Source organism: Intestinibaculum porci, assembly GCF_003925875.1.
Taxonomy (GTDB): domain Bacteria; phylum Bacillota_I; class Bacilli_A; order Erysipelotrichales; family Coprobacillaceae; genus Intestinibaculum; species Intestinibaculum porci.
Genome location: NZ_AP019309.1, coordinates 3,082,410 through 3,103,126, shown reverse-complemented (window position 1 = coordinate 3,103,126; position 20,717 = coordinate 3,082,410). Strand labels below are relative to the sequence as shown.

The 20,717-nt window shown below is 39.5% G+C and carries 24 protein-coding genes; 14 read left to right on the top strand and 10 right to left on the bottom strand.

Annotated elements, in window-relative coordinates:
* Nucleotides 1-2 precede the first annotated feature (2 nt).
* Genes SG0102_RS14835 through SG0102_RS14820 form a run of 4 tightly spaced genes read right to left on the bottom strand, consistent with a single transcriptional unit; the run spans nucleotide 3 to nucleotide 2,286 of the window.
* Entirely contained in the window at nucleotides 3-530 is a 528-nt protein-coding gene (locus SG0102_RS14835; protein ID WP_125120669.1) for a putative ABC transporter permease, read from the bottom strand.
* Nucleotide 531: 1 nt separating this feature from the next.
* A complete protein-coding gene (locus tag SG0102_RS14830; protein ID WP_125120667.1) occupies nucleotides 532-1,239 on the bottom strand; it encodes a hypothetical protein in 708 nt (235 codons plus the stop codon).
* A gap of 1 nt (nucleotide 1,240) precedes the next feature.
* Complete coding sequence (locus tag SG0102_RS14825) at nucleotides 1,241-1,936, bottom strand: ABC transporter ATP-binding protein (protein WP_125120665.1); 696 nt, start codon at nucleotides 1,934-1,936, stop codon at nucleotides 1,241-1,243.
* A complete protein-coding gene (locus tag SG0102_RS14820; protein ID WP_125120664.1) occupies nucleotides 1,930-2,286 on the bottom strand; it encodes a GntR family transcriptional regulator in 357 nt (118 codons plus the stop codon). Before SG0102_RS14820 ends, SG0102_RS14825 begins: the two co-directional genes overlap by 7 nt.
* A 125-nt stretch (nucleotides 2,287-2,411) precedes the next feature.
* Here SG0102_RS14820 and SG0102_RS14815 point away from each other — a divergent pair, with 125 nt between their 5' ends.
* Genes SG0102_RS14815 through SG0102_RS14800 form a run of 4 tightly spaced genes read left to right on the top strand, consistent with a single transcriptional unit; the run spans nucleotide 2,412 to nucleotide 6,181 of the window.
* Nucleotides 2,412-3,338, top strand: coding sequence for an AEC family transporter (locus SG0102_RS14815; protein ID WP_125120662.1), 927 nt, complete (start codon nucleotides 2,412-2,414; stop codon nucleotides 3,336-3,338).
* Nucleotides 3,339-3,397: 59 nt separating this feature from the next.
* Complete coding sequence (locus tag SG0102_RS14810; protein WP_125120660.1) at nucleotides 3,398-4,828, top strand: NAD(P)/FAD-dependent oxidoreductase; 1,431 nt, start codon at nucleotides 3,398-3,400, stop codon at nucleotides 4,826-4,828.
* Nucleotides 4,815-5,987, top strand: coding sequence for a DUF819 family protein (locus SG0102_RS14805; RefSeq protein ID WP_125120659.1), 1,173 nt, complete (start codon nucleotides 4,815-4,817; stop codon nucleotides 5,985-5,987). The genes SG0102_RS14810 and SG0102_RS14805 overlap by 14 nt, the downstream gene beginning before the upstream one ends.
* Nucleotides 5,988-5,998: 11 nt before the next feature.
* Nucleotides 5,999-6,181, top strand: coding sequence for a hypothetical protein (locus tag SG0102_RS14800; RefSeq protein WP_125120658.1), 183 nt, complete (start codon nucleotides 5,999-6,001; stop codon nucleotides 6,179-6,181).
* A gap of 22 nt (nucleotides 6,182-6,203) precedes the next feature.
* Here the strand turns inward: SG0102_RS14800 and trxB are convergent, their stop codons facing one another.
* Together trxB and SG0102_RS14790 are read right to left on the bottom strand one after the other, a co-directional pair.
* Complete coding sequence (gene trxB / locus SG0102_RS14795) at nucleotides 6,204-7,109, bottom strand: thioredoxin-disulfide reductase (RefSeq protein WP_125120657.1); 906 nt, start codon at nucleotides 7,107-7,109, stop codon at nucleotides 6,204-6,206.
* 1 nt (nucleotide 7,110) lies between these two features.
* The gene (locus SG0102_RS14790) at nucleotides 7,111-7,545 is read right to left on the bottom strand and encodes a MarR family winged helix-turn-helix transcriptional regulator (protein ID WP_125120656.1); all 435 of its coding nucleotides are present in this window, start codon (nucleotides 7,543-7,545) and stop codon (nucleotides 7,111-7,113) included.
* A gap of 154 nt (nucleotides 7,546-7,699) precedes the next feature.
* Here SG0102_RS14790 and folD point away from each other — a divergent pair, with 154 nt between their 5' ends.
* The 3 genes from folD (at nucleotide 7,700) to galE (ending at nucleotide 9,867) form a co-directional block, all read left to right on the top strand.
* Nucleotides 7,700-8,545: a bifunctional methylenetetrahydrofolate dehydrogenase/methenyltetrahydrofolate cyclohydrolase FolD gene (folD, locus tag SG0102_RS14785; RefSeq protein ID WP_125120655.1), complete on the top strand. Its 846-nt coding sequence runs from the start codon at nucleotides 7,700-7,702 to the stop codon at nucleotides 8,543-8,545.
* A 2-nt stretch (nucleotides 8,546-8,547) separates the two neighbouring features.
* A complete protein-coding gene (locus SG0102_RS14780) occupies nucleotides 8,548-8,736 on the top strand; it encodes a DUF951 domain-containing protein (protein WP_125120654.1) in 189 nt (62 codons plus the stop codon).
* 114 nt (nucleotides 8,737-8,850) lie between these two features.
* Nucleotides 8,851-9,867, top strand: coding sequence for a UDP-glucose 4-epimerase GalE (gene galE / locus SG0102_RS14775; RefSeq protein WP_125120653.1), 1,017 nt, complete (start codon nucleotides 8,851-8,853; stop codon nucleotides 9,865-9,867).
* Between the two features lie 64 nt (nucleotides 9,868-9,931).
* Here the strand turns inward: galE and SG0102_RS14770 are convergent, their stop codons facing one another.
* A complete protein-coding gene (locus SG0102_RS14770) occupies nucleotides 9,932-10,918 on the bottom strand; it encodes a LacI family DNA-binding transcriptional regulator (protein ID WP_125120652.1) in 987 nt (328 codons plus the stop codon).
* A 164-nt stretch (nucleotides 10,919-11,082) separates the two neighbouring features.
* On the opposite strand from SG0102_RS14770, the gene SG0102_RS14765 reads away from it, so the two are divergent.
* On the top strand, nucleotides 11,083-12,561 hold the full coding sequence (locus SG0102_RS14765; RefSeq protein WP_125120650.1) for a UDP-glucose--hexose-1-phosphate uridylyltransferase: 1,479 nt from the start codon (nucleotides 11,083-11,085) through the stop codon (nucleotides 12,559-12,561).
* 3 nt (nucleotides 12,562-12,564) lie between these two features.
* Complete coding sequence (locus SG0102_RS14760; protein WP_125120649.1) at nucleotides 12,565-13,839, top strand: galactokinase; 1,275 nt, start codon at nucleotides 12,565-12,567, stop codon at nucleotides 13,837-13,839.
* Between the two features lie 102 nt (nucleotides 13,840-13,941).
* Here SG0102_RS14760 and SG0102_RS14755 read toward each other — a convergent pair whose 3' ends face one another.
* Together SG0102_RS14755 and SG0102_RS14750 are read right to left on the bottom strand one after the other, a co-directional pair.
* Nucleotides 13,942-14,412 (bottom strand): DMT family transporter, encoded by a 471-nt coding sequence (locus tag SG0102_RS14755; protein WP_125120648.1) that lies wholly within the window; start codon nucleotides 14,410-14,412, stop codon nucleotides 13,942-13,944.
* Nucleotides 14,409-14,828 (bottom strand): DMT family transporter, encoded by a 420-nt coding sequence (locus tag SG0102_RS14750; protein ID WP_125120647.1) that lies wholly within the window; start codon nucleotides 14,826-14,828, stop codon nucleotides 14,409-14,411. Before SG0102_RS14750 ends, SG0102_RS14755 begins: the two co-directional genes overlap by 4 nt.
* 78 nt (nucleotides 14,829-14,906) lie before the next feature.
* Between SG0102_RS14750 and SG0102_RS14745 the strand changes: the two genes are divergently transcribed.
* Nucleotides 14,907-15,566: a Crp/Fnr family transcriptional regulator gene (locus tag SG0102_RS14745; RefSeq protein ID WP_125120645.1), complete on the top strand. Its 660-nt coding sequence runs from the start codon at nucleotides 14,907-14,909 to the stop codon at nucleotides 15,564-15,566.
* Here SG0102_RS14745 and SG0102_RS14740 read toward each other — a convergent pair.
* Nucleotides 15,559-16,032, bottom strand: a complete 474-nt coding sequence (locus tag SG0102_RS14740; protein ID WP_125120644.1) for a phosphatase PAP2 family protein — start codon at nucleotides 16,030-16,032, stop codon at nucleotides 15,559-15,561. The genes SG0102_RS14745 and SG0102_RS14740 overlap by 8 nt on opposite strands.
* A gap of 82 nt (nucleotides 16,033-16,114) precedes the next feature.
* On the opposite strand from SG0102_RS14740, the gene ychF reads away from it, so the two are divergent.
* The 4 genes from ychF (at nucleotide 16,115) to SG0102_RS14720 (ending at nucleotide 20,501) form a co-directional block, all read left to right on the top strand.
* Nucleotides 16,115-17,215, top strand: a complete 1,101-nt coding sequence (ychF, locus tag SG0102_RS14735) for a redox-regulated ATPase YchF (RefSeq protein WP_125120643.1) — start codon at nucleotides 16,115-16,117, stop codon at nucleotides 17,213-17,215.
* Nucleotides 17,215-17,979 (top strand): class B sortase, encoded by a 765-nt coding sequence (gene srtB / locus SG0102_RS14730; protein ID WP_125120642.1) that lies wholly within the window; start codon nucleotides 17,215-17,217, stop codon nucleotides 17,977-17,979. Before ychF ends, srtB begins: the two co-directional genes overlap by 1 nt.
* 70 nt (nucleotides 17,980-18,049) lie before the next feature.
* Complete coding sequence (locus SG0102_RS14725) at nucleotides 18,050-18,796, top strand: glycerophosphodiester phosphodiesterase (RefSeq protein WP_157983079.1); 747 nt, start codon at nucleotides 18,050-18,052, stop codon at nucleotides 18,794-18,796.
* Between the two features lie 244 nt (nucleotides 18,797-19,040).
* Nucleotides 19,041-20,501 (top strand): glycoside hydrolase family 1 protein, encoded by a 1,461-nt coding sequence (locus SG0102_RS14720; RefSeq protein ID WP_125120640.1) that lies wholly within the window; start codon nucleotides 19,041-19,043, stop codon nucleotides 20,499-20,501.
* Nucleotides 20,502-20,717 lie beyond the last annotated feature (216 nt).

Genomic DNA, 20,717 nt, shown 5'->3' with positions numbered 1-20,717 from the left:
TTTTAAGCTAAGTACTGTAAAGCTTTAATGACAAAGTCAATCATACAAAAAACAATCATGACTTGCGATAATAAAAGTAAGAATGGAAAACGCTGAAAGGCTTTGGCCACCTTAGGTATAATCACATAAAGCAGGAAGATGCCCAGTAAGCCCCATACGATTGAAAAGATCAGATTGATACGGGGACCAATGGAAAGGGGCATCATCGTATAATCCCATAATAAGCGTCCAGTATATAACTGAAAAGCCCAGGAAGTCAGCCACTCTAAGAGCGTCGCACCAGTAAATAACTTGAGAAAAGTAAGGGGAATGGAGTGACTCTTACATAAATGCATGGCGCCTATCACCCCAAAGCCATAAATCGGACACCAGGGACCATTAAGAAAACCGGGAATGACTAACATGCCGCTATAGAGGGAGCGAAAGATCACTTCCCCAATCCAGCCGCTGATCGAAGCGACACAAAAGAGAAAGCAGTCTCTTTCCAGGTTTTTCTTAAAATAGGTATAGCTGTTATAAAAGAGTATCATTTTAGAGACTTAGCTGATGATCCATTAAGGCAGCGGCACCAATATAAGTTCCAATGATCACAAGAATATTGAGAATGACAAAAGCCACGGCATCAAAACGATGAGGAATCAGACCAGAGACAAAGCTATTGATCATCCCTAAGATAATGGATAAGCCAATGAAGACCAGTAAGCTTAATAAGAAGTTATGTTTAGCATCTTTAAAGAGGGTAGCCTGAATGACAATCGATAAGATAATTAAGCAGACTAAGGATAACCATAGTATCAAAGCATAACCAAATAGGCCAAGGGTGCGATTAAGGGTCATTTGCATAGGCCAGTCAATATGGATGAGATTTTGCTTATAACCGCCATACATAAAGAAGTCAGCGATGATCATGACAATTGAAATAACCGCAAATAAGAAAAGTGATAAAGCATTTTCTAAGACTTTGGCGCCTAAGATGGCATAAGAGCTATGAGGGGTCATAAAGAGCATATAGCTATGATTATTCGATAAGTCATTTAATAAAGTGATAATCGACATAATGCCAATCATAAAGCCGCCAAAGGTAACGGTTAAACCATAGAGAATAAAACCATTACCATCGATTCCGTTATGGGTGAAATGACCAATCATAATCAGCATCTGGGCAATCGCTAGGGCAATGAGAATAATGATTTTAGAAATCATTGTTTTCTTGAATTCATATTTAAGTAAAGTCTTCATATTAGGCTTCCCCCTTCATTAATTCACGGTAGTGATCCGCTAAAGAAATGCCTTTAGTTGAACGTAATTCTTCCACATCACATGCTTCGATTAAGTGGCCTTGTTTAAAGAATAATGCTTTATTAACATAAGGTTCTAATTCTTCGACTAAATGGCTGGAAATAATAATTGTGGCTTCGTCACTTAACGAGCGAATGATCGTTTCCATCACTTCATCACGGGCAATTAAGTCAATACCGTTTAGCGGTTCATCAAGTAAGTAATAAGGGGCTATGCGTGACATCGCTGCCGCAATCTTGACTTTGGCGAGCATTCCGGAAGAGAGTGTTTTAATCTTTAAGTTGTCTTCTAATTCCATTTTAGACAGCAATGAGGCAAAACGATCTTGATCGAAATCGTCAAAGAAGTCTGCGTAATACTTTCCGACATCACGAATCGTCATCGTACTGTAATAAAAGTTGTCGGTTGGCAGAAAAACAATCTTTTCACGACTTTTAATATTGACTGGTTCACCATCTAAGAGAATTTCTCCGCTGCTAGGATGAGAGAGTGCTGCGGCCATTTTCATCCAGGTAGATTTCCCGGAACCATTTGGCCCTAATAAGGCATAGATCACGCCTGGTTCTAAGGTAAAGCTGACATCTTCTAAAGCTTTTTTGGTGAGAAAGCTTTTTGAGACATTTTTTGTTTCTAACATGATTTTTCCCTCCTGATCAAATCAATGATATCCTCATCAGAATATCCGAGTTCATGCATATTGGTTTTAAAATACGTTAATAAGGCCGTCGCCATTTCAATTTTTAAGTGATTGACAATGTTTTCATCATCACTGACAAATGTGCCAATACCACGTTTGGTATAAGTAATCCCTTCATCTTCTAACTGCGCATAAACGCGCGAAGAGGTATTGGGATTAATTTTGTATTCCACAGCTAAATCACGGCCGGAAGGCAGTTTATCACCAGGATGAATGGTCCCATTGACGATTTTCTTTTTTAAATCTGCCACTACCTGCTGATAGATGGGGGCAGCGGTATTAAACTTCATTGTTTCACTCCTTTCTAGTGCACTAGTATAATAGTACACTAGAAATAGATTGTCAATAAGATAGTATTTATCATCTAGATAAAAAATTATTAGATGGTATAATAAGCCTATCAGGGGGGAAGAATATGAATATGCAGGTTGTTCTCAATCAGATGATTGAGCTCTTTCTACTTTTAGGTGTGGGTTATTTTTTATACAAGATTCACATTATTGATAATGTCTTCAATGGCAAGCTGAACCAGTTTGTTTTATGCGTGGCGATTCCGTGCATGATTCTTAATAGTGCTTTGACCATTACGAAATATCAGCCGATCCATCGTGTTTTGGCCATTTTACTCATTGCTTTATTCATATTTTTGACTTTGCCGATTGCGGGTTTTCTCATTGCGAAGATCTGCCGGGTTCCAAAGCAGGATTTAGGATTATATATCTTTATGACCACATTCTCTAATATTGGCTTTATCGGTTTTCCCGTCATGATGTCCATCTTTGGCAATGAATCAGTCTTTTATACCACCATCTTTAACCTGGTGTACAATACCCTTGTCTATACTTTAGGTTATGTTCTCATAAACATTGGAACAGGGCAAAAAGCAGACATTCATCTCAAAGATATCTTTTCCCCCGCGACGATTTCCTGTATTGTGGCTTTTATCATTTATTTAGCCCATTTTCATTTGCCCGAAGTCATTACTAAAACCATTGGCACTCTTGGCAGTATGACCTCGCCATTAGCGATGATTATTATCGGGGTCACCTTAGCCAATGTCAGTCTAAAAGACGTCTTTAGTGAAGTGAAAATCTATCCTTATACCCTTCTTAAACAAATTGTTTTACCAGTTTTAGCCTATCATCTTTTACATCTTTTTGTTCATGATGCCTTAACCTTAGGCGTCAGTGTCATCTGTATTGCCATGCCCGTGGGCACCATGGCAGTCTTGTTAACGAACCGAAATGGCGGAAATAGTGAATTAGCCGCCAAAAATGTTTTTATTACGACATTGGTCTCCATTGCATCAATTCCGGTCCTCGTGGGGTTATTTCTTGCCTAAGCATTCCCTTCTCTCGCTATTCATGATAGAATAATGGATTGGAAAGAGAGGTCATAAGTATGAAAGAAAACTATGATGTGATTGTCGTTGGAGCTGGTCCTGCCGGGATCATGGCCGGTTATGAACTGACATTAAAATACCCTTCCCTAAGCGTGTTAATGATTGATAAAGGACATAATGTCACCAGACGCCACTGTCCGATCAAAGATAAAAAGATCAAACGCTGTCCGGAGATCAAAGAAGATGAACCAGGCTGTCTGCCAGCTTGTTCGATTACCTGCGGTTTCGGTGGCGCTGGAGCTTATTCTGATGGTAAATTCAATATCACCAGCGAATTTGGCGGCTGGTTAACGGATTATCTGCCTGATGATGAAGTCGTTGACGTCATTAAATATGTCGATCAGCTGTATTTGAAACATGGTGCCACCAAAGAGATCACCAATCCAAATACAGATAAAATTCGTGACATTGAAAGACGCGGCTATGCCGTGGGCTTAAAGTTATTACGTGCGAAAGTCCGTCATTTAGGGACCGAAGAAAACTTACGTATTATGTCCGAAATGTCTGATGAATTAGCGAAACATATCGATATGGCTTTTGAAACAGCAGTAAAAGATGTGATTGTGGAAGACAATGCCATTAAAGGCGTGATTTTAGAAAAAGGTCAGACGATTTACGCTTCAAGAGTTTTATTAGCCCCGGGGCGTGATGGCGCAACCTGGTTAGATGAAGTCTTATCACGCCATGGCTTAAAGCTTTACAATAACCAGGTGGATATTGGCGTCCGCGTAGAAACGAATAATGTTGTCATGGATGAAATCAATAAAAACCTGTATGAAGGCAAGTTTATTTATAATACTTCCGTTGGCACCCGCGTACGTACCTTCTGTTCAAATCCGAGCGGTCACGTCGTTGTCGAGAATCATGAAGGGACAATGATGGCAAACGGTCATTCCTATCATGATCCTAAGTTAGGTTCTGATAATACGAACTTTGCCTTATTAGTCTCTCACGTCTTTAGTGAACCTTTCAATCAGCCTAATGAATTTGCCCATTCGATTGCCCGTTTGGCTAATAAGTTATCTAATGGTTCCGTTATTGTCCAAAGATATGGCGATATTAAAAAAGGTCGTCGTTCGACTTACAAACGTATTAAAGAAGGCTATACGATTCCAACATTACCGGAAGCTGTCCCTGGGGATTTAGGTTTAGTTTTACCTTATAATACAATGAAATCAATTATTGAAATGATTGAAGCCCTCGATCATGTTACGCCGGGGATTGCGAACGATCATACCCTTTTATATGGCGTGGAAGCGAAGTTCTACTCCGCTCGTCCAAAGGTCCGTGACGGCTTTGAGACAATGATTGATCATCTTTATGTAGCAGGTGATGGTGCTGGTTTAACCCGTGGCTTGGCCCAGGCTGGGGCGAACGGCATCTTAGTTGCGCGAGCGATCGGAGCTTCTTTAACGAATGAGTCTCATTAACAGCCATCAGACGCTGCTGCTGTTTGCAATCCTCTGCCTGATTGCCTCACTATCCATTTATCTGGAACGCTATCAGTGGGGGAGGAATATTACGGGCTGTGTCATTGCCTTATTGCTTGGCATGGCCTTATCCAATTTACATATTATTCCCACGACTTCTAAAGCTTATGACTTTGTCTGGGATCAGATTGTCCCGTTATCCATTCCTTTACTGTTGTTTCAGGCGAATCTGAAAACAATCTATCAGGAAAGCGGCCGGATGCTCATTATTTATCTGTTAAGCAGTGTTGGCACCTTATTAGGCGGCTTGCTTGGTTATCTTCTGTTACGACACATCTTAACGATGAAAGTCTTACCGATGTTAATCGGGACATATACTGGCGGCAGCATGAACTTAATCGCCATGGCGGATGCCTTCCATGTCTCGCAAAATGTCGTATCGGCTTCGATTGTGGCGGATAACCTGACAATGGTTCTTTATTTCTTTGTCTTAATTGTCTTACCAAGTCAGTCTTGGATTCTCAAACATTTTAAGCATCCTTATATTGACCATGATTTACAGGAAATCTCCGTGGAAAAGCATCATCATGATGTCTCCTTAGAGGAATTAGCCTTCTGTCTGAGTATTTCCCTGGCAATAGTGGCTATCTCCACATTATTAGGAGAGACATTTGATAAGCTCATTCCCACAAATAACTTTGCATTGGCTTTTCTGCATGGCATTTTATCAAGTAAGTATTTATTAATGACCACACTCACAATGGTTTTAGCGACCCTTTTTGGCAAGACCTTCCGCAAGATGGAGATTGCTAATACCTTAGGCACTTATATGATGTATATCTTCTTTGCAGTCATCGGTGTGCCCGCTTCCATTGCAATGATGTTAAAAAGGGCCCCGCTGCTCGTCATCTTTACTTTGATCATCTGTTTTACTAATCTGCTTTTTACCTTAGCTGCAGGAAAACTATTGCACTTTAGTATCGAAGAAATTCTCATTGCTTCTAATGCGAATGTTGGAGGACCCACTACCGCTTGCGCGATGGCGAATGCGCGCGGCTGGAAAGCGCTCATTGTCCCGAGTCTGCTGATGGGTACACTAGGTTATATCATTGGTAATTACTTAGGCATTTTCTCTGGTTTATTGATTGGCTTGAAATAGGAGGACGTTTCATGAAAACACTCTCTAATATTATCTTAATGGGTATTGGCATTCTGATGTTAGTGGCGATTGCTTTACCGGATCTTGGATTCTTTCATTCAATCTATTTCTGGATTGTCTGGGGACTTGGAATTATCGGTTTAATCTTTGTCGTCATCACCGCAATTAAAGAATGGAATAAAGCCCATAAATAAAAGGTCAGGGATTCCTGACCTTTTAACGTAAGCTATTAGCGATATACTGACCAGCGATGGCACCATCATTCGTCGCTGTAACGACCTGACGTAAATCTTTCTGACGGACATCACCAATCGCAAAGATACCTTTGACTTTTGTTTCCATATGTTCATCAGTGAGGACATAGCCACGTTCATCTAAGATCCCTAAGTCTTTCGCAAAACCAGTGACGGGATCATTACCGACAAATGGGAAGACGGCTGAGACATTGATGACAGATAAGCTGCCATCATCACTATCGGAAACTTCTAAACCAGAAACTTTGCCATCTTCACTTAATACGGCATGTGGTTTCTTTTTAAAGTGGAAGACAATATTATCGGCAGCTAAAGCTTTATCACTGATGATCTTATCAGCTCTGAAGACATCACGGCGCATTACGACATGAACGGTAGAAGCGATCGTTGATAAATAAACAGCTTCTTCAATCGCTGAATTCCCGCCGCCGACAACCGCGACTTCCTTCCCTTTAAAGAAAGGTCCATCGCAAACGGCGCAGTAAGAAACGCCATGGCCGGTTAATTCCTCTTCGCCAGGGACATTCATTTTTCTTTCTTTCGTCCCGCTGGCAATAATGACATTTTTCGCTTCAATGTCACCAGTTGAAGTTTTCACGACTTTATAATCACCATGATCTTCTAAGCCTGTGACTTCACGCATTTCTAAGCTGGCGCCAAAGGATAAACCGTGTTCATACATCTGATAAGCTAACTGTGGCCCTTGCATAGATTTAATGCCTGGGTAGTTTTCAATATCAGCTGTTAAGTTTAATTTTCCGCCGGGTGCTCCGGCTTCGATAACAGTGACGCTCGCGCCGGCACGAGAAGCGTATAATGCGGCTGTTAAGCCGGCTGGGCCAGCTCCAATGATTGCTAAATCTAACATGTTATTCTTCCTCCATATCATCTAATATTTTGTATAATAAGTGGTAAAGCTGCAGACTTTCCTCTTTGTTTAAAGGCAGACAGGCGCCGATGCGTTCAGGAATCGTATGGGCTTTTTCCTGTAAGTCCATTCCTTCTTTGGTAATTGAGACGAGCAGCACACGTTCATCATCTTTATAACGCTGTCTGGTGATTAAACCTTTTTTCTCTAACCGTTTTAATAAAGGTGTTAAGGTTCCAGAATCTAGATGCAGCTGTTTTCCTAAATCTTTGACACTGATTTTTTCCTGATCCCATAAGACCATCATGGTAATATACTGGGTATACGTTAAATCAAGTTCATCCAGATAAGGTTTATAACGTTTTGTGACTTTATGTGAAACCGCGTAGAGCGGAAAGCATAATTGATTTTTAATGTTTAAACATTCATATTTCATGGCATCACCTTCTTGATTAATTGTACACAATACTTTATGCGCCTTTATCCTATCATTGTTAATTAATTGTGTCAAATCAAATGCTTTAATATGAAAGATACATTGAAATCATGACTCTCTTTTATTATAATGATGCAAAACAGGGGGTTCCTTTATGAAATTGATAAATGGTAAAGAAATATCAAAAAGCATCAAAGATGAAATCAAAGCTGAAGTCGAAGCACTTAAAGCAGCGGGTAAACGTCTGCCTAAGTTAGTTGTTGTCTTAGTCGGTGATAACCAGGCTTCTCAGGTTTATGTACGTAATAAAGAAAGAGGCTGCCAGTATACGGGCATGCTTTCAGAAATCATCCGTCGTGATAATAACTGCACGCAGGAAGAATTATTGAAGATTATTGATGATCTTAATCATGATGATCATGTTGATGGGATCTTAGTCCAGCTGCCATTACCAAAACAGATTGATGAACAGGCGATTATTGAAGCGATTGATCCGACGAAGGATGTGGATGGTTTCCATCCGCGCAATATTGCCAAGCTGTTTTTAAATGAAGAGGGTTTAGTACCTTGTACGCCAGCGGGCATGATGGCGATGTTAGATGCCATTGGTTATGATTTAGATGGTAAGGAAGTCTGTGTTGTCGGTCGTTCCAATATTGTCGGCAAGCCTGTTTCATTACTTGCTTTAGCCCGTAATGCGACGGTGACGATCGCTCATTCTCATACCAAAGATTTACCAAAAGTGACTTCTCGTGCGGATGTCCTGATTGCGGCGATTGGTCAGCCTAAGTTCTTTACGAAAGAATATATTAAAGAAGGGGCTGTTGTCTTAGATGTCGGTATGGACCGCGATGAAAACAATAAGTTATGCGGTGATGTAGACTTTGAAGATGTTAAAGACAAATGTCATGCCATTACGCCGGTTCCTGGTGGGGTTGGGCCGATGACGATTGCCTTATTATTAAAGAATACAATGAAAGCTTATAAGATGAGAGGATAGCCATGGAGTACGGATTACACGATATTATTGAAATGAAGAAACCTCATCCCTGCAAGAAATCTACGCAGTGGGAGATTATTCGCATGGGCGCAGATATCAAAATCAAATGCATGGGCTGCGGGGCGATTGTTATGTTTTCCCGTCGTGATTTTGAGAAGCGTTTAAAGAAAGTGATTACACATCACGAGTAAATAAGTACATTTTTAGTAAAAATGTCGCATTATGGTATAAAGTAAGCTTTATAGAGGTATTTTAAGACATATAATGAGATGTTAAAATAAAGGGGAATTTAAAGGAGGATTACTATGAGAGTATTATTAGCAGGAGGAGCTGGTTTCATCGGTTCCCATACAGCCGTGGCTTTAATTGAAGCCGGCCATGATGTTGTCATCGTTGATAACTATTCAAATTCCAGTGAAGAGGCTGTCAGAAGAGTTGGACAGTTAACCAATACGGAAGTGACACACTATGAAGCGGACGTGAAAGATGTCGATGCTTTAAATAAAATCTTTGATGAAAATAAAATTGACTGTGTCATTCACTTTGCAGGTTTAAAAGCTGTTGGTGAATCAGTACAGAAACCAATTGAATACTATCGTAATAATATTGATACCACATTAGCGTTATTAGAAGTGATGAGATCACATAACGTGAAGAACATCGTCTTCTCTTCAAGTGCGACAGTTTATGGTTCAGAAAACAAATCACCATTAACGGAAGACTGCAAGAAGGGAACATGTACTAACCCTTATGGCTGGACCAAATGGATGATGGAACAGATCTTAACCGATGCAACAGTTCCTGATCAGGATTTATCAGTTATCTTATTAAGATACTTCAACCCAATTGGTGCACATCCAAGCGGTTTAATTGGGGAAGATCCACAGGGGATCCCAAATAACTTAATGCCTTATGTTACTCAGGTAGCGGTTGGCCGTCGTGAAAAATTAACTGTTTTCGGCGGTGATTATCCAACCCCTGATGGCACATGCTTAAGAGACTATATCCATGTCATGGACTTAGCTGATGGTCATGTCAAAGCAGTGGAATATGCAGCTTCTCGTAAAGGGACAGATATTATTAACTTAGGTACTGGTCATCCATATTCCGTTTTAGATATTGTTCATACATTTGAAGAAGTGAACAATATGAAATTAAACTATGAAATTGGTCCAAGACGTGCTGGTGACTTACCTGAACTTTATTCAAGTGCCCAGAAAGCGAAAGATGTTTTAGGCTGGGAAGCAAAACGTGATTTAGCAGACATGTGCCGTGATTCATGGAACTTCCAGAAGAAGAATCCTCAGGGTTATAAGAAGTAATCGCGTAGTAAGGATCACGTCATAAATTCTTAATGAAAAGAGTCGAACGCAATGTTCGGCTCTTTTAACGTTTGGTGACGGATTCTCTTTCTAATAAAGTGCACGGCAATACCACTTTCATAGGTAAACGGCTTTTGGTCTCTAACATCCCCTTCAGTAACATCCCGGCATATTCCCCTAATTCATATGCGGGCGTATGGATGGTTGTTAAAGAAGGATTCGTATAGGAGGCTTCATCGATATCGTCATAGCTGATGATCGAGATGTCTTCTGGTACTTTGAGATGATGCTCATGTAAAGCTCTTAAAGCACCGATCGCAATCGGATCACTGGCACAGACAAAAGCGGTGGGCAGTTTTCCTTTTTGGATCAGACTCGTCATCATCGTATAGCCATCTTCGCGGCTGTAGGATGATAATAATGTATAATCCTGATAGTTGAGGTGATGACTTTGAGCGTAGTCGATAAAAGTATGATAACGGCTATCCGGATAAAGCGTGCCATCACTTAAGTATTCCATTCCGCCTAGGAAACCGATGTCTTGATGATGGCATGAGGTTAAGTAATCCATGATATCATAGGTGGCTTTCGTAAAGTCAGCGGTTAATGTGGAAAACGCATAGTCGTCAATGGCCATATCGACAAATAAGGCTGGATGCATCGCATCAATCGCCTGCATTTCTGAGCGGGCAAATTTACCGATGCAGATGATGCCATCAACATCATGTAATTTTGATAAATAATCACGATCAGATTTAAAGACGCGATTGATTTTCATATGATGAGCATGGGCATAGTTTTCCACCCCATTTCTGATCATTAAATAATAGGGATCGCTCGCTTCCTGCTCTAAGGAATACCATTGCAAGATCGCTAGGGTATGCATCACCTGGGCTTTTCTTTTCTTCGTATAATGCAAGTCTTGAGCGGCTTTTAAAATGGCCTCTCTCGTTTCTTTTGGTAAATTGAGGGTTGGATCGTTATTGAGACAGCGGGAAACCGCGCTTTGTGATACGCCGGCTCTTTCTGCCACATCTTTTAATGTCGCCATGATGTTCTCTCCTTTTCTTACGGTCATCATTATAAGGGATTCAGTAAAAATTTACTAGAATGAATTTATCCTCTTTGCTTATAATTTAGTAAAATATTACTAAAAAGTATTGCTTTATATTTACTGGGTAGTTATAATGAAGCTGTCGAAAGAGAGGAATTGTCATGAATAAAGAGATTTGTCAGCTTATTAAGTATGCTTTAGGTCATCATCTGATTACGGAAGATGATGTTGATTTTACGGTCAACAGCCTATTAGACTTGTTCCATTTAGAAGATTTTACTAAAATAGATACAGAGGATGCCCCTTTAGAAGAGATTTTATCAGCGATGTTAGACTATGCCGTAAACCATGGCTTATGTGAAGATGGCACAGTCAGTCGTGATTTGTTTGATACGCGGATTATGGGCTTATTAATGCCGCGACCTCACGAAGTGATTGAAAACTTCCAAAAACAGTATGCCATTTCACCGCAGGCGGCGACATCATACTACTATGATTTATCAATTGCCTCTAACTATATTCGGATGCCGCGCATTGAAAAGAATATTCGTTTTAAAAAAGGTACGAAGTATGGCCCCATTGAAATTACGATCAATCTTTCTAAACCAGAAAAGGATCCAAAAGCCATTGCGGCGGCCCGCCTAATGAAAAACAGCAGCTATCCACAATGTCTGCTTTGTAAGGAAAATGTTGGTTTTGCTGGCGACTTACGTCGTCCAGCGCGAGAAAATCATCGTATTATTCCGTTATCCTTAGCGGGAGATCGTTATTATATGCAGTATTCACCTTATGTTTACTACAATGAACACTGTATCGTTTTTAATGAAAAGCATGTTCCAATGAAAGTGGATCACCAGACATTTGTCCACTTATTGGATTTTATTACTCAGTTCCCGCATTACATGTTAGGCTCTAATGCCGATTTACCAATTGTTGGGGGTTCTATTTTAACTCATGATCATTATCAGGGCGGGGCCTATCATTTCCCAATTGAAGATGCCAAAGTGATGGAAGTCTATCAATTAAAGGACTGTAAAGCAGAATTGCTCTACTGGCCATTGACAACGATTCGTTTAACCTCTGCCTCAAAGGAGCGGCTGATTGCTTTAGCGGATAAGATTCTTGCAAAGTGGATTGATTACGATGATGCAGACCATGATATTCTCTCTCATACTGGAGAGACGAGACATAATACCATTACTCCGATTGCCCGTCGTCGCGGTGATGATTATGTCTTGGATCTGGTTTTACGTAATAACCGTACCACTGAGGAATATCCATTAGGCATCTTCCATCCTCATGCCGAAAACCATCATATTAAGAAAGAAAATATCGGTCTGATTGAAGTCATGGGCTTAGCGATCTTGCCAGCTCGTTTAAAAGATGAAATGAACTTGCTTAAAGACTGCCTGTTAGGTCAGAAAAATATTGATGACTACGAATGTCTGGAAAAACACAAAGACTGGTATCAGGAACTTTCAGCGCAGCATATCACAGAAGAAAATGTCGACGACGTGCTTCGACAGGGGTTAACGGATGTCTTTACCAATGTATTAGAAAATGCCGGTGTCTATAAGATGAATGATGATGGCATGGCTGGCTTTAAGAAATTTGTATCATACGCATTAGAAGGAGAGTAAACAATGAACACACAGGAATTCAAAGAAAAATTATCATACCGTCAGTTAGATGGTGTCTTATTAGACTTATATGAAGATGAAAGCTTATTAGACTATCAGTATCAGCGTTATGAAAGCGCCATTGATAAGTTTGAATCATTATATGGCGAAGGTGATTTTGAAATTTATACTGCGGCTGGACGCAGTGAAGTCGGCGGTAACCATACCGATCATCAGCATGGTCGTGTTTTAGCGGCGGCGATTAACTTAGATGCCATTGGGATTGTCCGTAAACGTGACAATATCATCAAAGTCTTATCTGATGATTATGATATCCCTGAAATTGATTTGAATCACTTAGAAAAAGTAGACTCTGAAGAAGGAACTTCCGTCGCTTTAATTAAAGGGGTTGTAGCGAAATTAAAAGATTTAGGCTATAAGATTGGCGGTTTCGATGCTTATATTACTAGTGATGTCCTGATTGGGGCTGGTTTATCATCATCGGCTGCTTTTGAAGATATCATTGGCACGATTATTGATGGTTTATACAACGATATGGCCATTGATATGGTTACGATTGCGAAAGTCGGTCAGTACGCAGAAAATGTATACTTTGGTAAACCATGCGGTTTAATGGATCAGTGTGCCTGTGCGGTCGGCGGCTTAATTACGATTGATTTTAAGGATCCTGAAAATCCTGATGTTAAACATGTTGATGTAGACTTTGGAGAATTTGGCTACAGCTTATGTATTGTCGATGCCAAAGGTTCCCATGCTAATTTAACCGATGAATATGCAGCTGTCCCAGCAGAAATGAAAGCTGTCGCACAGTTCTTTGGTAAAGATGTTTTAAGAGAAGTTAACTTGCAGGATTTCTTAGACCATATGGATGAAGTACGAGAAAAATGCGGAGATCGTGCGGCTTTACGTGCTTATCATTTCTTTAAAGAAAATGACCGTGTTCCACAGGAAGTAGCGGCTTTAGAAAACAAAGACTTCCCAGCTTTCTTAAACTTAGTGAAAGCCTCTGGTAACTCTAGCTACAAAGTTTTACAGAATGTCTACGCTTCATCCGATCCACAGCATCAGAGTGTTTCTTTAGCGTTAACCTTGTCAGAAGATCTCTTAGGTGATCATGGTGTCTGCCGTGTCCATGGTGGCGGTTTTGCGGGAACTATTCAGGCCTTCGTTGCCAATGATTATGTCGACACCTATAAGAAAGGCATTGAAAAATACTTTGGTGAAGGCAGCTGTCATGTCTTAAAAGTCCGTAAATACGGTGGTAAAAAAGTATTATAATTGATGGTGAAGGATGCTCCTTCACCATTTTTAATTGCGAAGGATCCAGCTGGAAAGTAAATAACAGAGATCCTTAGTCAAGACACAAAAAAAGAAGTCCTATTATTTGGACTTCTTAGGGGTCATTGTACTGTACATCGGTTTTTTCGCGGGCATCTGCGAGATGATTAACCCAGCGATCACGATGCATATACCTAATAATTTACGAGGGGAGAAGAGACCATAAAAGAGATAATCGAAGAGCATCCCACTAAGGATCTGAGTAATAAAGGTCGTAAGGGTCAAAGCCACAGGCGGTACTCTTAATACTAGGATATTGAGTATAAAGACATTGATGACGCTGATTGCACCGCCGAAGAGAATCATTGGATTTGTTGTGAACGTTTCTATTCTCATATGTGGCGTAAGTGAGATCCCATAAAAGATAAATATTATGATTGAACTGACGAGCCCTGTAAAGTAATTCATAAAAGTGCTTGTGCTGGCACTGGTATTTTTAGTGAAGTAACCATTGATTTGACGCGATAATACAATCGTTACACCACTAAAGATTGAACAGAGTACGGCGATCATGAGAACATCACTCCAATCCCGAGAATTACGACACATAACCCAGCAAACTTAGGAAGGGTCATAGCCTGTTTTCTAGCACCGAGCCATCCGTTTTGTTCAAGCAGAAATGAAATTGCCATTTGGCCGCCTAATGATAAGGCTGTTAGAGATGCTGCACCAACTTTTGAGACTGCGACTACGCTAAAGAGGGTTGTTAGTACACCAACGATGCCACCGCTGTAGGCAAAGAGGGGGATTCCTGCTTTGAATGTGAGTTTCTCTTTTCTGACTGCTAACATCAGGATTACCGCTATTAATCCTGTCAGATGAATCACAACCAGAGATAGAAAACTACCGGTTACCGCTGATAATTGACCGTTTAGTATATTCATATAAGAAACTGTCATTCCACAGATTGCTGCTAGTAATAATTCCATCTTCTCACCCCGTGTGACATTATAGGTGCTTTTATTGCAAAAAAACACGACATATGTCATATTAAAGGTGGTGATTTTATGAAAAATGACAAGTTTTTGAAAATTCTTGAAGAACGTTCTATCGTTTCTCCAGAGAATTATCGGTATTTAGAAAAGAGAATATTTAAAAAAGGCGATTACCTGTTAGATCAGGGAGAAGACCTCCATTATGCCTACATCATTGTCGAAGGGAAGGTGCAGACTCTTCATACCAATTCCAATGGTGCGACTTTGCTGAATGGAATTTCCCAGGTCGGTGAAGTGATTGGGATGGTAGAATTTATGAATGGCCTGCCTGTTAGTCATGATGCGATTGCCATGAGTAAATGCATCGCCCTTTGTATCAATGTGAAAACGACGCGAGACATCTTCATGCATGATCTGATGTTTATGACCTATATTGCCAGACACTTAGCTTTGATTACTTATTATAGCGGGAACAATGCTGCGATCTCCTTACATTTCCCAGTGGAAAATCGCTTGGCTTCGTATCTCATCAGCGTGGCGGAGGATGATCGAGTAGAAGATAACTTTGTCCGCGTCGCCCAGATGATTGGCTGTTCTTACAGACAAATTCAAAGAGTGATTAAAAGCTTTGTCGATGAAGGCTATATTGAAAAGGTCAAACGAGGTGTCTACATGATTAAAAAGCCCCAGGCTCTAGAAGAGCTGGGACAGGATGCTTACTGTTTCAGATAAAATAGAGCAATACGGATAATAAAATGGCTGCCACAATATCTGATAAGTAATGTAAACCGCCAAGTAAGCGCGATAAGGCCACAATAATGGCGCATAATAATGCGAAGATACCTAATGGAAGTGATACTTTTATGATCATTAAGGCAATAATAAAAGCACTGGCGCTATGACGGGAAGGAAAGGATTCTCCTTGTTTATGTTCTTCGATCGGGGTGATCGGCAGCTGATCATAAGGTCTTGGACGATTGATCATTTTGCGAAAGAGGGTCACAAAGAGAAACATAAAGAAAGGTTTCAATGTGACCTCGATGAGCAGGTCATTATTGGTCATATAAAGATAGACTAAAATTGCCGGGTAAAGCCCATAAAAAGGGTAGACCGAGAACTTGGTCACCAAGGCGATGAAATGCCGATAGGCAGGATGTTTTTGTAAATATTGATTTATTGATAAGTAAAATGTTTTCATGTCTTAAGTATAGCATGTTTAATTGCTTTTTAAAGGTAACTATATTAAAATGAGAGCGTGAAAATGAAGGAGTGATAAAAACATGGCTTTAACAGCTGGAATCGTAGGGTTACCAAACGTTGGTAAGTCTACTTTATTTAATGCGATCACCAATGCACAGGTCGAAGCAGCCAACTATCCTTTCGCCACTATTGATCCTAATGTCGGCGTTGTGGAAGTTCCTGATCACCGTTTAGATGATCTTGCAAAATTATTTAACCCAAAGAAAACAATTTATACAACATTTGAATTTACGGATATCGCCGGATTAGTCAAAGGGGCTTCTCGTGGTGAAGGTTTAGGGAATAAGTTCTTAGCCAACATTCGTGAAACCAATGCCATTGTGGAAGTGGTGCGTTGCTTTAGAGATAAAGATATTACCCACGTGGATGGCAGCGTAGATCCCGTTCGTGATGTCGAAACGATTAACTTAGAATTAATCTTTGCGGATTTAGAAACTGTTGAAAAACGTATCGGCAAGATTGAAAAGAAAGCGCAGTCTGGGGATAAAGAAGCTAAGGAAGAATTAGATGTATTAAAACGCATCAAAGATGTCTTAGAAGATAATAAACCTGTCCGCAGCTTAGACTTTTCTAAAGAAGAAATGGTATGGGTACGTCAGTATAACTTCTTAACCGCGAAACCAATTATTTATGTGGCGAATATGGGTGAAGAAGATATTGAAGATCCAACGACGAACCCATTCTATAATCAGTTAGTCGAATATACGAAAAAAGAAGGCGCTGATGTCGTGCCAATCTGTGCGCAGATTGAAGAAGAATTAGCGGCTCTTGATGATGAAGACAAACAAGTCTTCATGGATGACTTAGGTATTAAAGAAAGTGGTCTTGATAAACTGATCAAAGAAACATATGCCTTACTGAATTTAAAGACCTTCTTTACAGTTGGGCCTGATGAATGTCGTGCCTGGACTTTTACTGATGGCATGACTGCACCAGAAATGGCTGGTATTATCCATACCGATTTCCAGCGTGGTTTCATCCGTGCCGAAACATACAGCTATGATGATCTGATGAAGTATGGCAGTGAAACAGCTTTAAAAGAAGCTGGCAAGATTCGTCAGGAAGGAAAAACTTATAAGGGCGTAGACGGTGACGTCATGTTCTTCAAGTTTAATGTCTAATGGCTAAAAAGTGGATTGCGCGGATTATCTTTATCGTCGCTTTATGTGTCTTCTTATATAGCGGTTTTAACTTAGGTTATACCTATTATAAGTATTATAAGGTCAATAAGGACAATAAAGAGTTACGCGAAAAAGTCGTCAAGATCACCCACAAACAAAGACAAGTCAAGAAAAAAGGCAAAGTCGGCTATGATGCTAACGCTTTAAAGCGTTCCATCGATTTCAAAAAGCTGAAAAGCATTAACAACGATATTATCGGCTGGATTTATATCCCGCATACCGCTATTGATTATGCCATCTTAAAAGGGGCTAATAATGATACATACCTGCATCATAATTACTATCGACAGTATTCTTTTGCTGGCTGTATCTTTATGGATACCATTAATAAGAAAGACTTTAGTGATGATAATACGATTCTCTATGGACATAATATGAAAAACGGTTCCATGTTTGCGGGATTAAAACAGTATGCAACGCAGTCTTATATGGATAGTCACCCTTATATTTACGTCTATCTCCCTGATGGTTCATTAAGTATCTATGATATCTTTAGTACCAATATTTATCAGGCTGATTCTAAGATGTATTCTAAAGGCAATGACTATCAGCAGTATATGGCTAAGATTTTATCAACGTCTCTAGCAAGAGAAGATGTCGATACTAAAAATAAGGCGAACTTACTGATGTTATCAACATGTTCAGCTGCCCATAGTGTACGCCGTAATGTCGTCTATGGCCGCTTTGATCAAAATATTCATTAACAGGTTTCTCGTAAACCTGTTTTTTTATATCCATTGGTGTACAATAGGATGCCAAGGGGGATTGATTTCTATGAGAAGAAGGATTCTTATATTATTTACGCTTTATCTAACAGTATTCTTTGTCTTTGCCTATTATGCCAATGATCATCAAAAGCTGATCGCTCATCGCGGTTTAGTCAGTCGTTTACATTGTGAAAATACCATTTCCTCATTTACCGCGGCTGGGCAAAATCCACGCTTTACCGGGATTGAAACCGATGTACAGGATACCAAAGATGGTCAAATTATGATCTTTCATGATCCTACTATGAATAAAAAGACTGATGGCAAAGGGATGTTAAATGATCATAGTTATCATTATATTGAACATATTCGTTATCGCCAGGGAAATAAATTACCGACGTTAAAACAGTATCTGGAAGTTTGTAAGAAGTATCATAAAATAGCTTTTATTGAACTTAAACAGATCAGAGATCAAAGAGTTGATCGCGTTTTACAAACGGTCGCACAAATGCACATGGAAAAACAGGCTGTCATTCTTTCGAGCAGTCGCATCCAAATTATGATTGTCCGTTATTTTAATAAAACTATCCCTATTTACTACATTACCTATGATCGTCCCGCTACACATAGTGATTTTTACTTTGTCAGGAAATATCATTGCGGGATAGATGCACAAATTCGTTATTTAACCTATAATCAAGTGCAATATGCGAAAAAGCATCATATCCCTTTTGCTGTATGGGTTGCTCGTAACCCTTATGACTGCCTTAAGCTGCTTTTCTATCATGTCCATACCATTACAACGCAAAGCTAAAGAAGCAGAGAAGCATGTCTTCTCTGTTTTTGAATTTATGTGCATATGTCCTCAAATGTCTAAATGGTTGCAAAAGCTCGTTTTTTTATGATCAAATATTCATATAACTAATGAAAAAGATGATTTCATCGGTCTTTTGTAATGTATGAAAAGAATGCAAATCCTGAAAATCTTTCTCATTAAGAAAATATCCCTTTGCAATGCATGGGAATTCTTATAATACCTTTATACAGGAGGTATAAAAATGAGTTTTCCAAAAGATTTTTTATGGGGCGGTGCAGTCGCTGCCAATCAGTGTGAAGGGGCATATAATGAGGATGGCAAAGGCCTTTCTGAAGCGGATTTATTATTAGGCGGGAATTATGAGACGCCAAGAATGTTCTGCAGTCATATTATGAAGGATCATTTCTATCCTTCGCATCAGGCGATTGATTTCTATCATCACTATAAAGAAGATATTAAATTATTTGCGGAAATGGGTTTTAAAACCTTCCGTACATCTATTAACTGGTCACGTATTTTCCCTCATGGGGATGATGAAACACCAAATGAAGCTGGTTTAGCATTTTATGAAGATCTCTTTAAAGAATGTAAGAAGTATGGCATTGAACCATTAGTCACGTTATGTCACTATGAAATCCCTTGGGGCATTGTGAAAAACTATGGAGGCTTTACGTCAAGAAAGACAATTGATCTTTATGTTCGTTATGCGAAAACGGTTTTTACCCGTTATAAAGACTTAGTAAAATACTGGTTAACCTTTAATGAAATCAATGGGGCAACGACTGCTATGGGACAATACAATGGTATTGGTTATGTCGCTCCAGAAGATTTAGCAAGTGAAGAACCAATTCCTTTAAATCAGTTAAAAGATGATCCTCAGAAACGTTTTGAAGGCTTACATAATGAATTTGTGGCGAGCGCTTTAGCAGTTATTGAAGGTCATAAAATCAACCCTGATTTTATGATTGGCTGTATGATCTGCCATGTGACCTGGTATCCATTAACCTGCAATCCCAAAGACTTATTAGAAACAGAAGAAAAAGATTTAATGTTCAATGACTTCTGTGGTGATGTTCAGGTTAAAGGTGAATACAATCCTTTAGCTGTAGCTTATTTAAAGAATCATGGTATTGATACATCTTATATTACCGATGAAGATTTAGCTATTATTAAAGAAGGTAAAGTAGATATGTATACTTTCTCATACTATATGAGTAACTGTGTATCTGTTGATCCCAATGCCCAAAGTATTGGCGGGAATATGTCGATGGGCTTAAAGAATCCTTATTTAAAAGCTTCAGCCTGGGGCTGGCAGATTGATCCTGATGGCTTAAAATACACCTTAAAGAAGTTAGCTTCTCGTTATCCTGGTGTTCCATTAATGGTGGTAGAAAACGGCTTAGGGGCTGCTGATTCAATCGAAGAAGATGGCCGTATTCATGATGATTATCGTATTGATTACTTTAGAGATCATATTAAAGCGATGGGAGAAGCCATTGATGAAGGTGTTCCCCTGATTGGTTATACAACTTGGGGATGTATTGATGTGGTTAGCTGTGGAACAGGTGAATTCCATAAACGTTATGGTTTTATCTATGTCAACAGACATGATGATGGCACTGGTGATTTTTCAAGATCTAAGAAAGATTCCTTTAACTGGTATCGCAAAGTCATTGCATCTAATGGAGAAGATTTATCTTAATACACGTAAAAAGCCGGCGTACCGGCTTTCTAATTGGGATTTTATGAAGGGAAATTTATGAAGAAGTACTTATTTCTAAGTACAGGTATATCATATCAAGCAGATGTCGATGCACTGTCGTATCTTTACGTAAGATTATGTGATGATGTTGTTTTGATAAGAAATTTTTCAAGATTCTTAGGTTTAAAGATCTTTTGATTTATATTTGATAGAATA

Excerpts from the sequence above, each read along its gene's own strand:
- SG0102_RS14810 (WP_125120660.1), top strand. The coding sequence starts at position 3,398 with ATGAAAGAAAACTATGATGTGATTGTCGTTGGAGCTGGTCCTGCCGGG.
- SG0102_RS14825 (WP_125120665.1), bottom strand. The coding sequence starts at position 1,936 with ATGTTAGAAACAAAAAATGTCTCAAAAAGCTTTCTCACCAAAAAAGCT.
- SG0102_RS14790 (WP_125120656.1), bottom strand. The coding sequence starts at position 7,545 with ATGAAATATGAATGTTTAAACATTAAAAATCAATTATGCTTTCCGCTC.
- SG0102_RS14835 (WP_125120669.1), bottom strand. The coding sequence starts at position 530 with ATGATACTCTTTTATAACAGCTATACCTATTTTAAGAAAAACCTGGAA.
- SG0102_RS14740 (WP_125120644.1), bottom strand. The coding sequence starts at position 16,032 with ATGAAAACATTTTACTTATCAATAAATCAATATTTACAAAAACATCCT.
- SG0102_RS14780 (WP_125120654.1), top strand. The coding sequence starts at position 8,548 with ATGGAGTACGGATTACACGATATTATTGAAATGAAGAAACCTCATCCC.
- SG0102_RS14755 (WP_125120648.1), bottom strand. The coding sequence starts at position 14,412 with ATGATCGCCGTACTCTGTTCAATCTTTAGTGGTGTAACGATTGTATTA.
- SG0102_RS14820 (WP_125120664.1), bottom strand. The coding sequence starts at position 2,286 with ATGAAGTTTAATACCGCTGCCCCCATCTATCAGCAGGTAGTGGCAGAT.
- SG0102_RS14760 (WP_125120649.1), top strand. The coding sequence starts at position 12,565 with ATGAACACACAGGAATTCAAAGAAAAATTATCATACCGTCAGTTAGAT.
- SG0102_RS14745 (WP_125120645.1), top strand. The coding sequence starts at position 14,907 with ATGAAAAATGACAAGTTTTTGAAAATTCTTGAAGAACGTTCTATCGTT.
- srtB (WP_125120642.1), top strand. The coding sequence starts at position 17,215 with ATGGCTAAAAAGTGGATTGCGCGGATTATCTTTATCGTCGCTTTATGT.
- folD (WP_125120655.1), top strand. The coding sequence starts at position 7,700 with ATGAAATTGATAAATGGTAAAGAAATATCAAAAAGCATCAAAGATGAA.
- SG0102_RS14770 (WP_125120652.1), bottom strand. The coding sequence starts at position 10,918 with ATGGCGACATTAAAAGATGTGGCAGAAAGAGCCGGCGTATCACAAAGC.
- ychF (WP_125120643.1), top strand. The coding sequence starts at position 16,115 with ATGGCTTTAACAGCTGGAATCGTAGGGTTACCAAACGTTGGTAAGTCT.
- SG0102_RS14815 (WP_125120662.1), top strand. The coding sequence starts at position 2,412 with ATGAATATGCAGGTTGTTCTCAATCAGATGATTGAGCTCTTTCTACTT.
- trxB (WP_125120657.1), bottom strand. The coding sequence starts at position 7,109 with ATGTTAGATTTAGCAATCATTGGAGCTGGCCCAGCCGGCTTAACAGCC.
- SG0102_RS14720 (WP_125120640.1), top strand. The coding sequence starts at position 19,041 with ATGAGTTTTCCAAAAGATTTTTTATGGGGCGGTGCAGTCGCTGCCAAT.
- SG0102_RS14725 (WP_157983079.1), top strand. The coding sequence starts at position 18,050 with ATGAGAAGAAGGATTCTTATATTATTTACGCTTTATCTAACAGTATTC.
- SG0102_RS14800 (WP_125120658.1), top strand. The coding sequence starts at position 5,999 with ATGAAAACACTCTCTAATATTATCTTAATGGGTATTGGCATTCTGATG.
- SG0102_RS14830 (WP_125120667.1), bottom strand. The coding sequence starts at position 1,239 with ATGAAGACTTTACTTAAATATGAATTCAAGAAAACAATGATTTCTAAA.
- galE (WP_125120653.1), top strand. The coding sequence starts at position 8,851 with ATGAGAGTATTATTAGCAGGAGGAGCTGGTTTCATCGGTTCCCATACA.
- SG0102_RS14750 (WP_125120647.1), bottom strand. The coding sequence starts at position 14,828 with ATGGAATTATTACTAGCAGCAATCTGTGGAATGACAGTTTCTTATATG.
- SG0102_RS14765 (WP_125120650.1), top strand. The coding sequence starts at position 11,083 with ATGAATAAAGAGATTTGTCAGCTTATTAAGTATGCTTTAGGTCATCAT.
- SG0102_RS14805 (WP_125120659.1), top strand. The coding sequence starts at position 4,815 with ATGAGTCTCATTAACAGCCATCAGACGCTGCTGCTGTTTGCAATCCTC.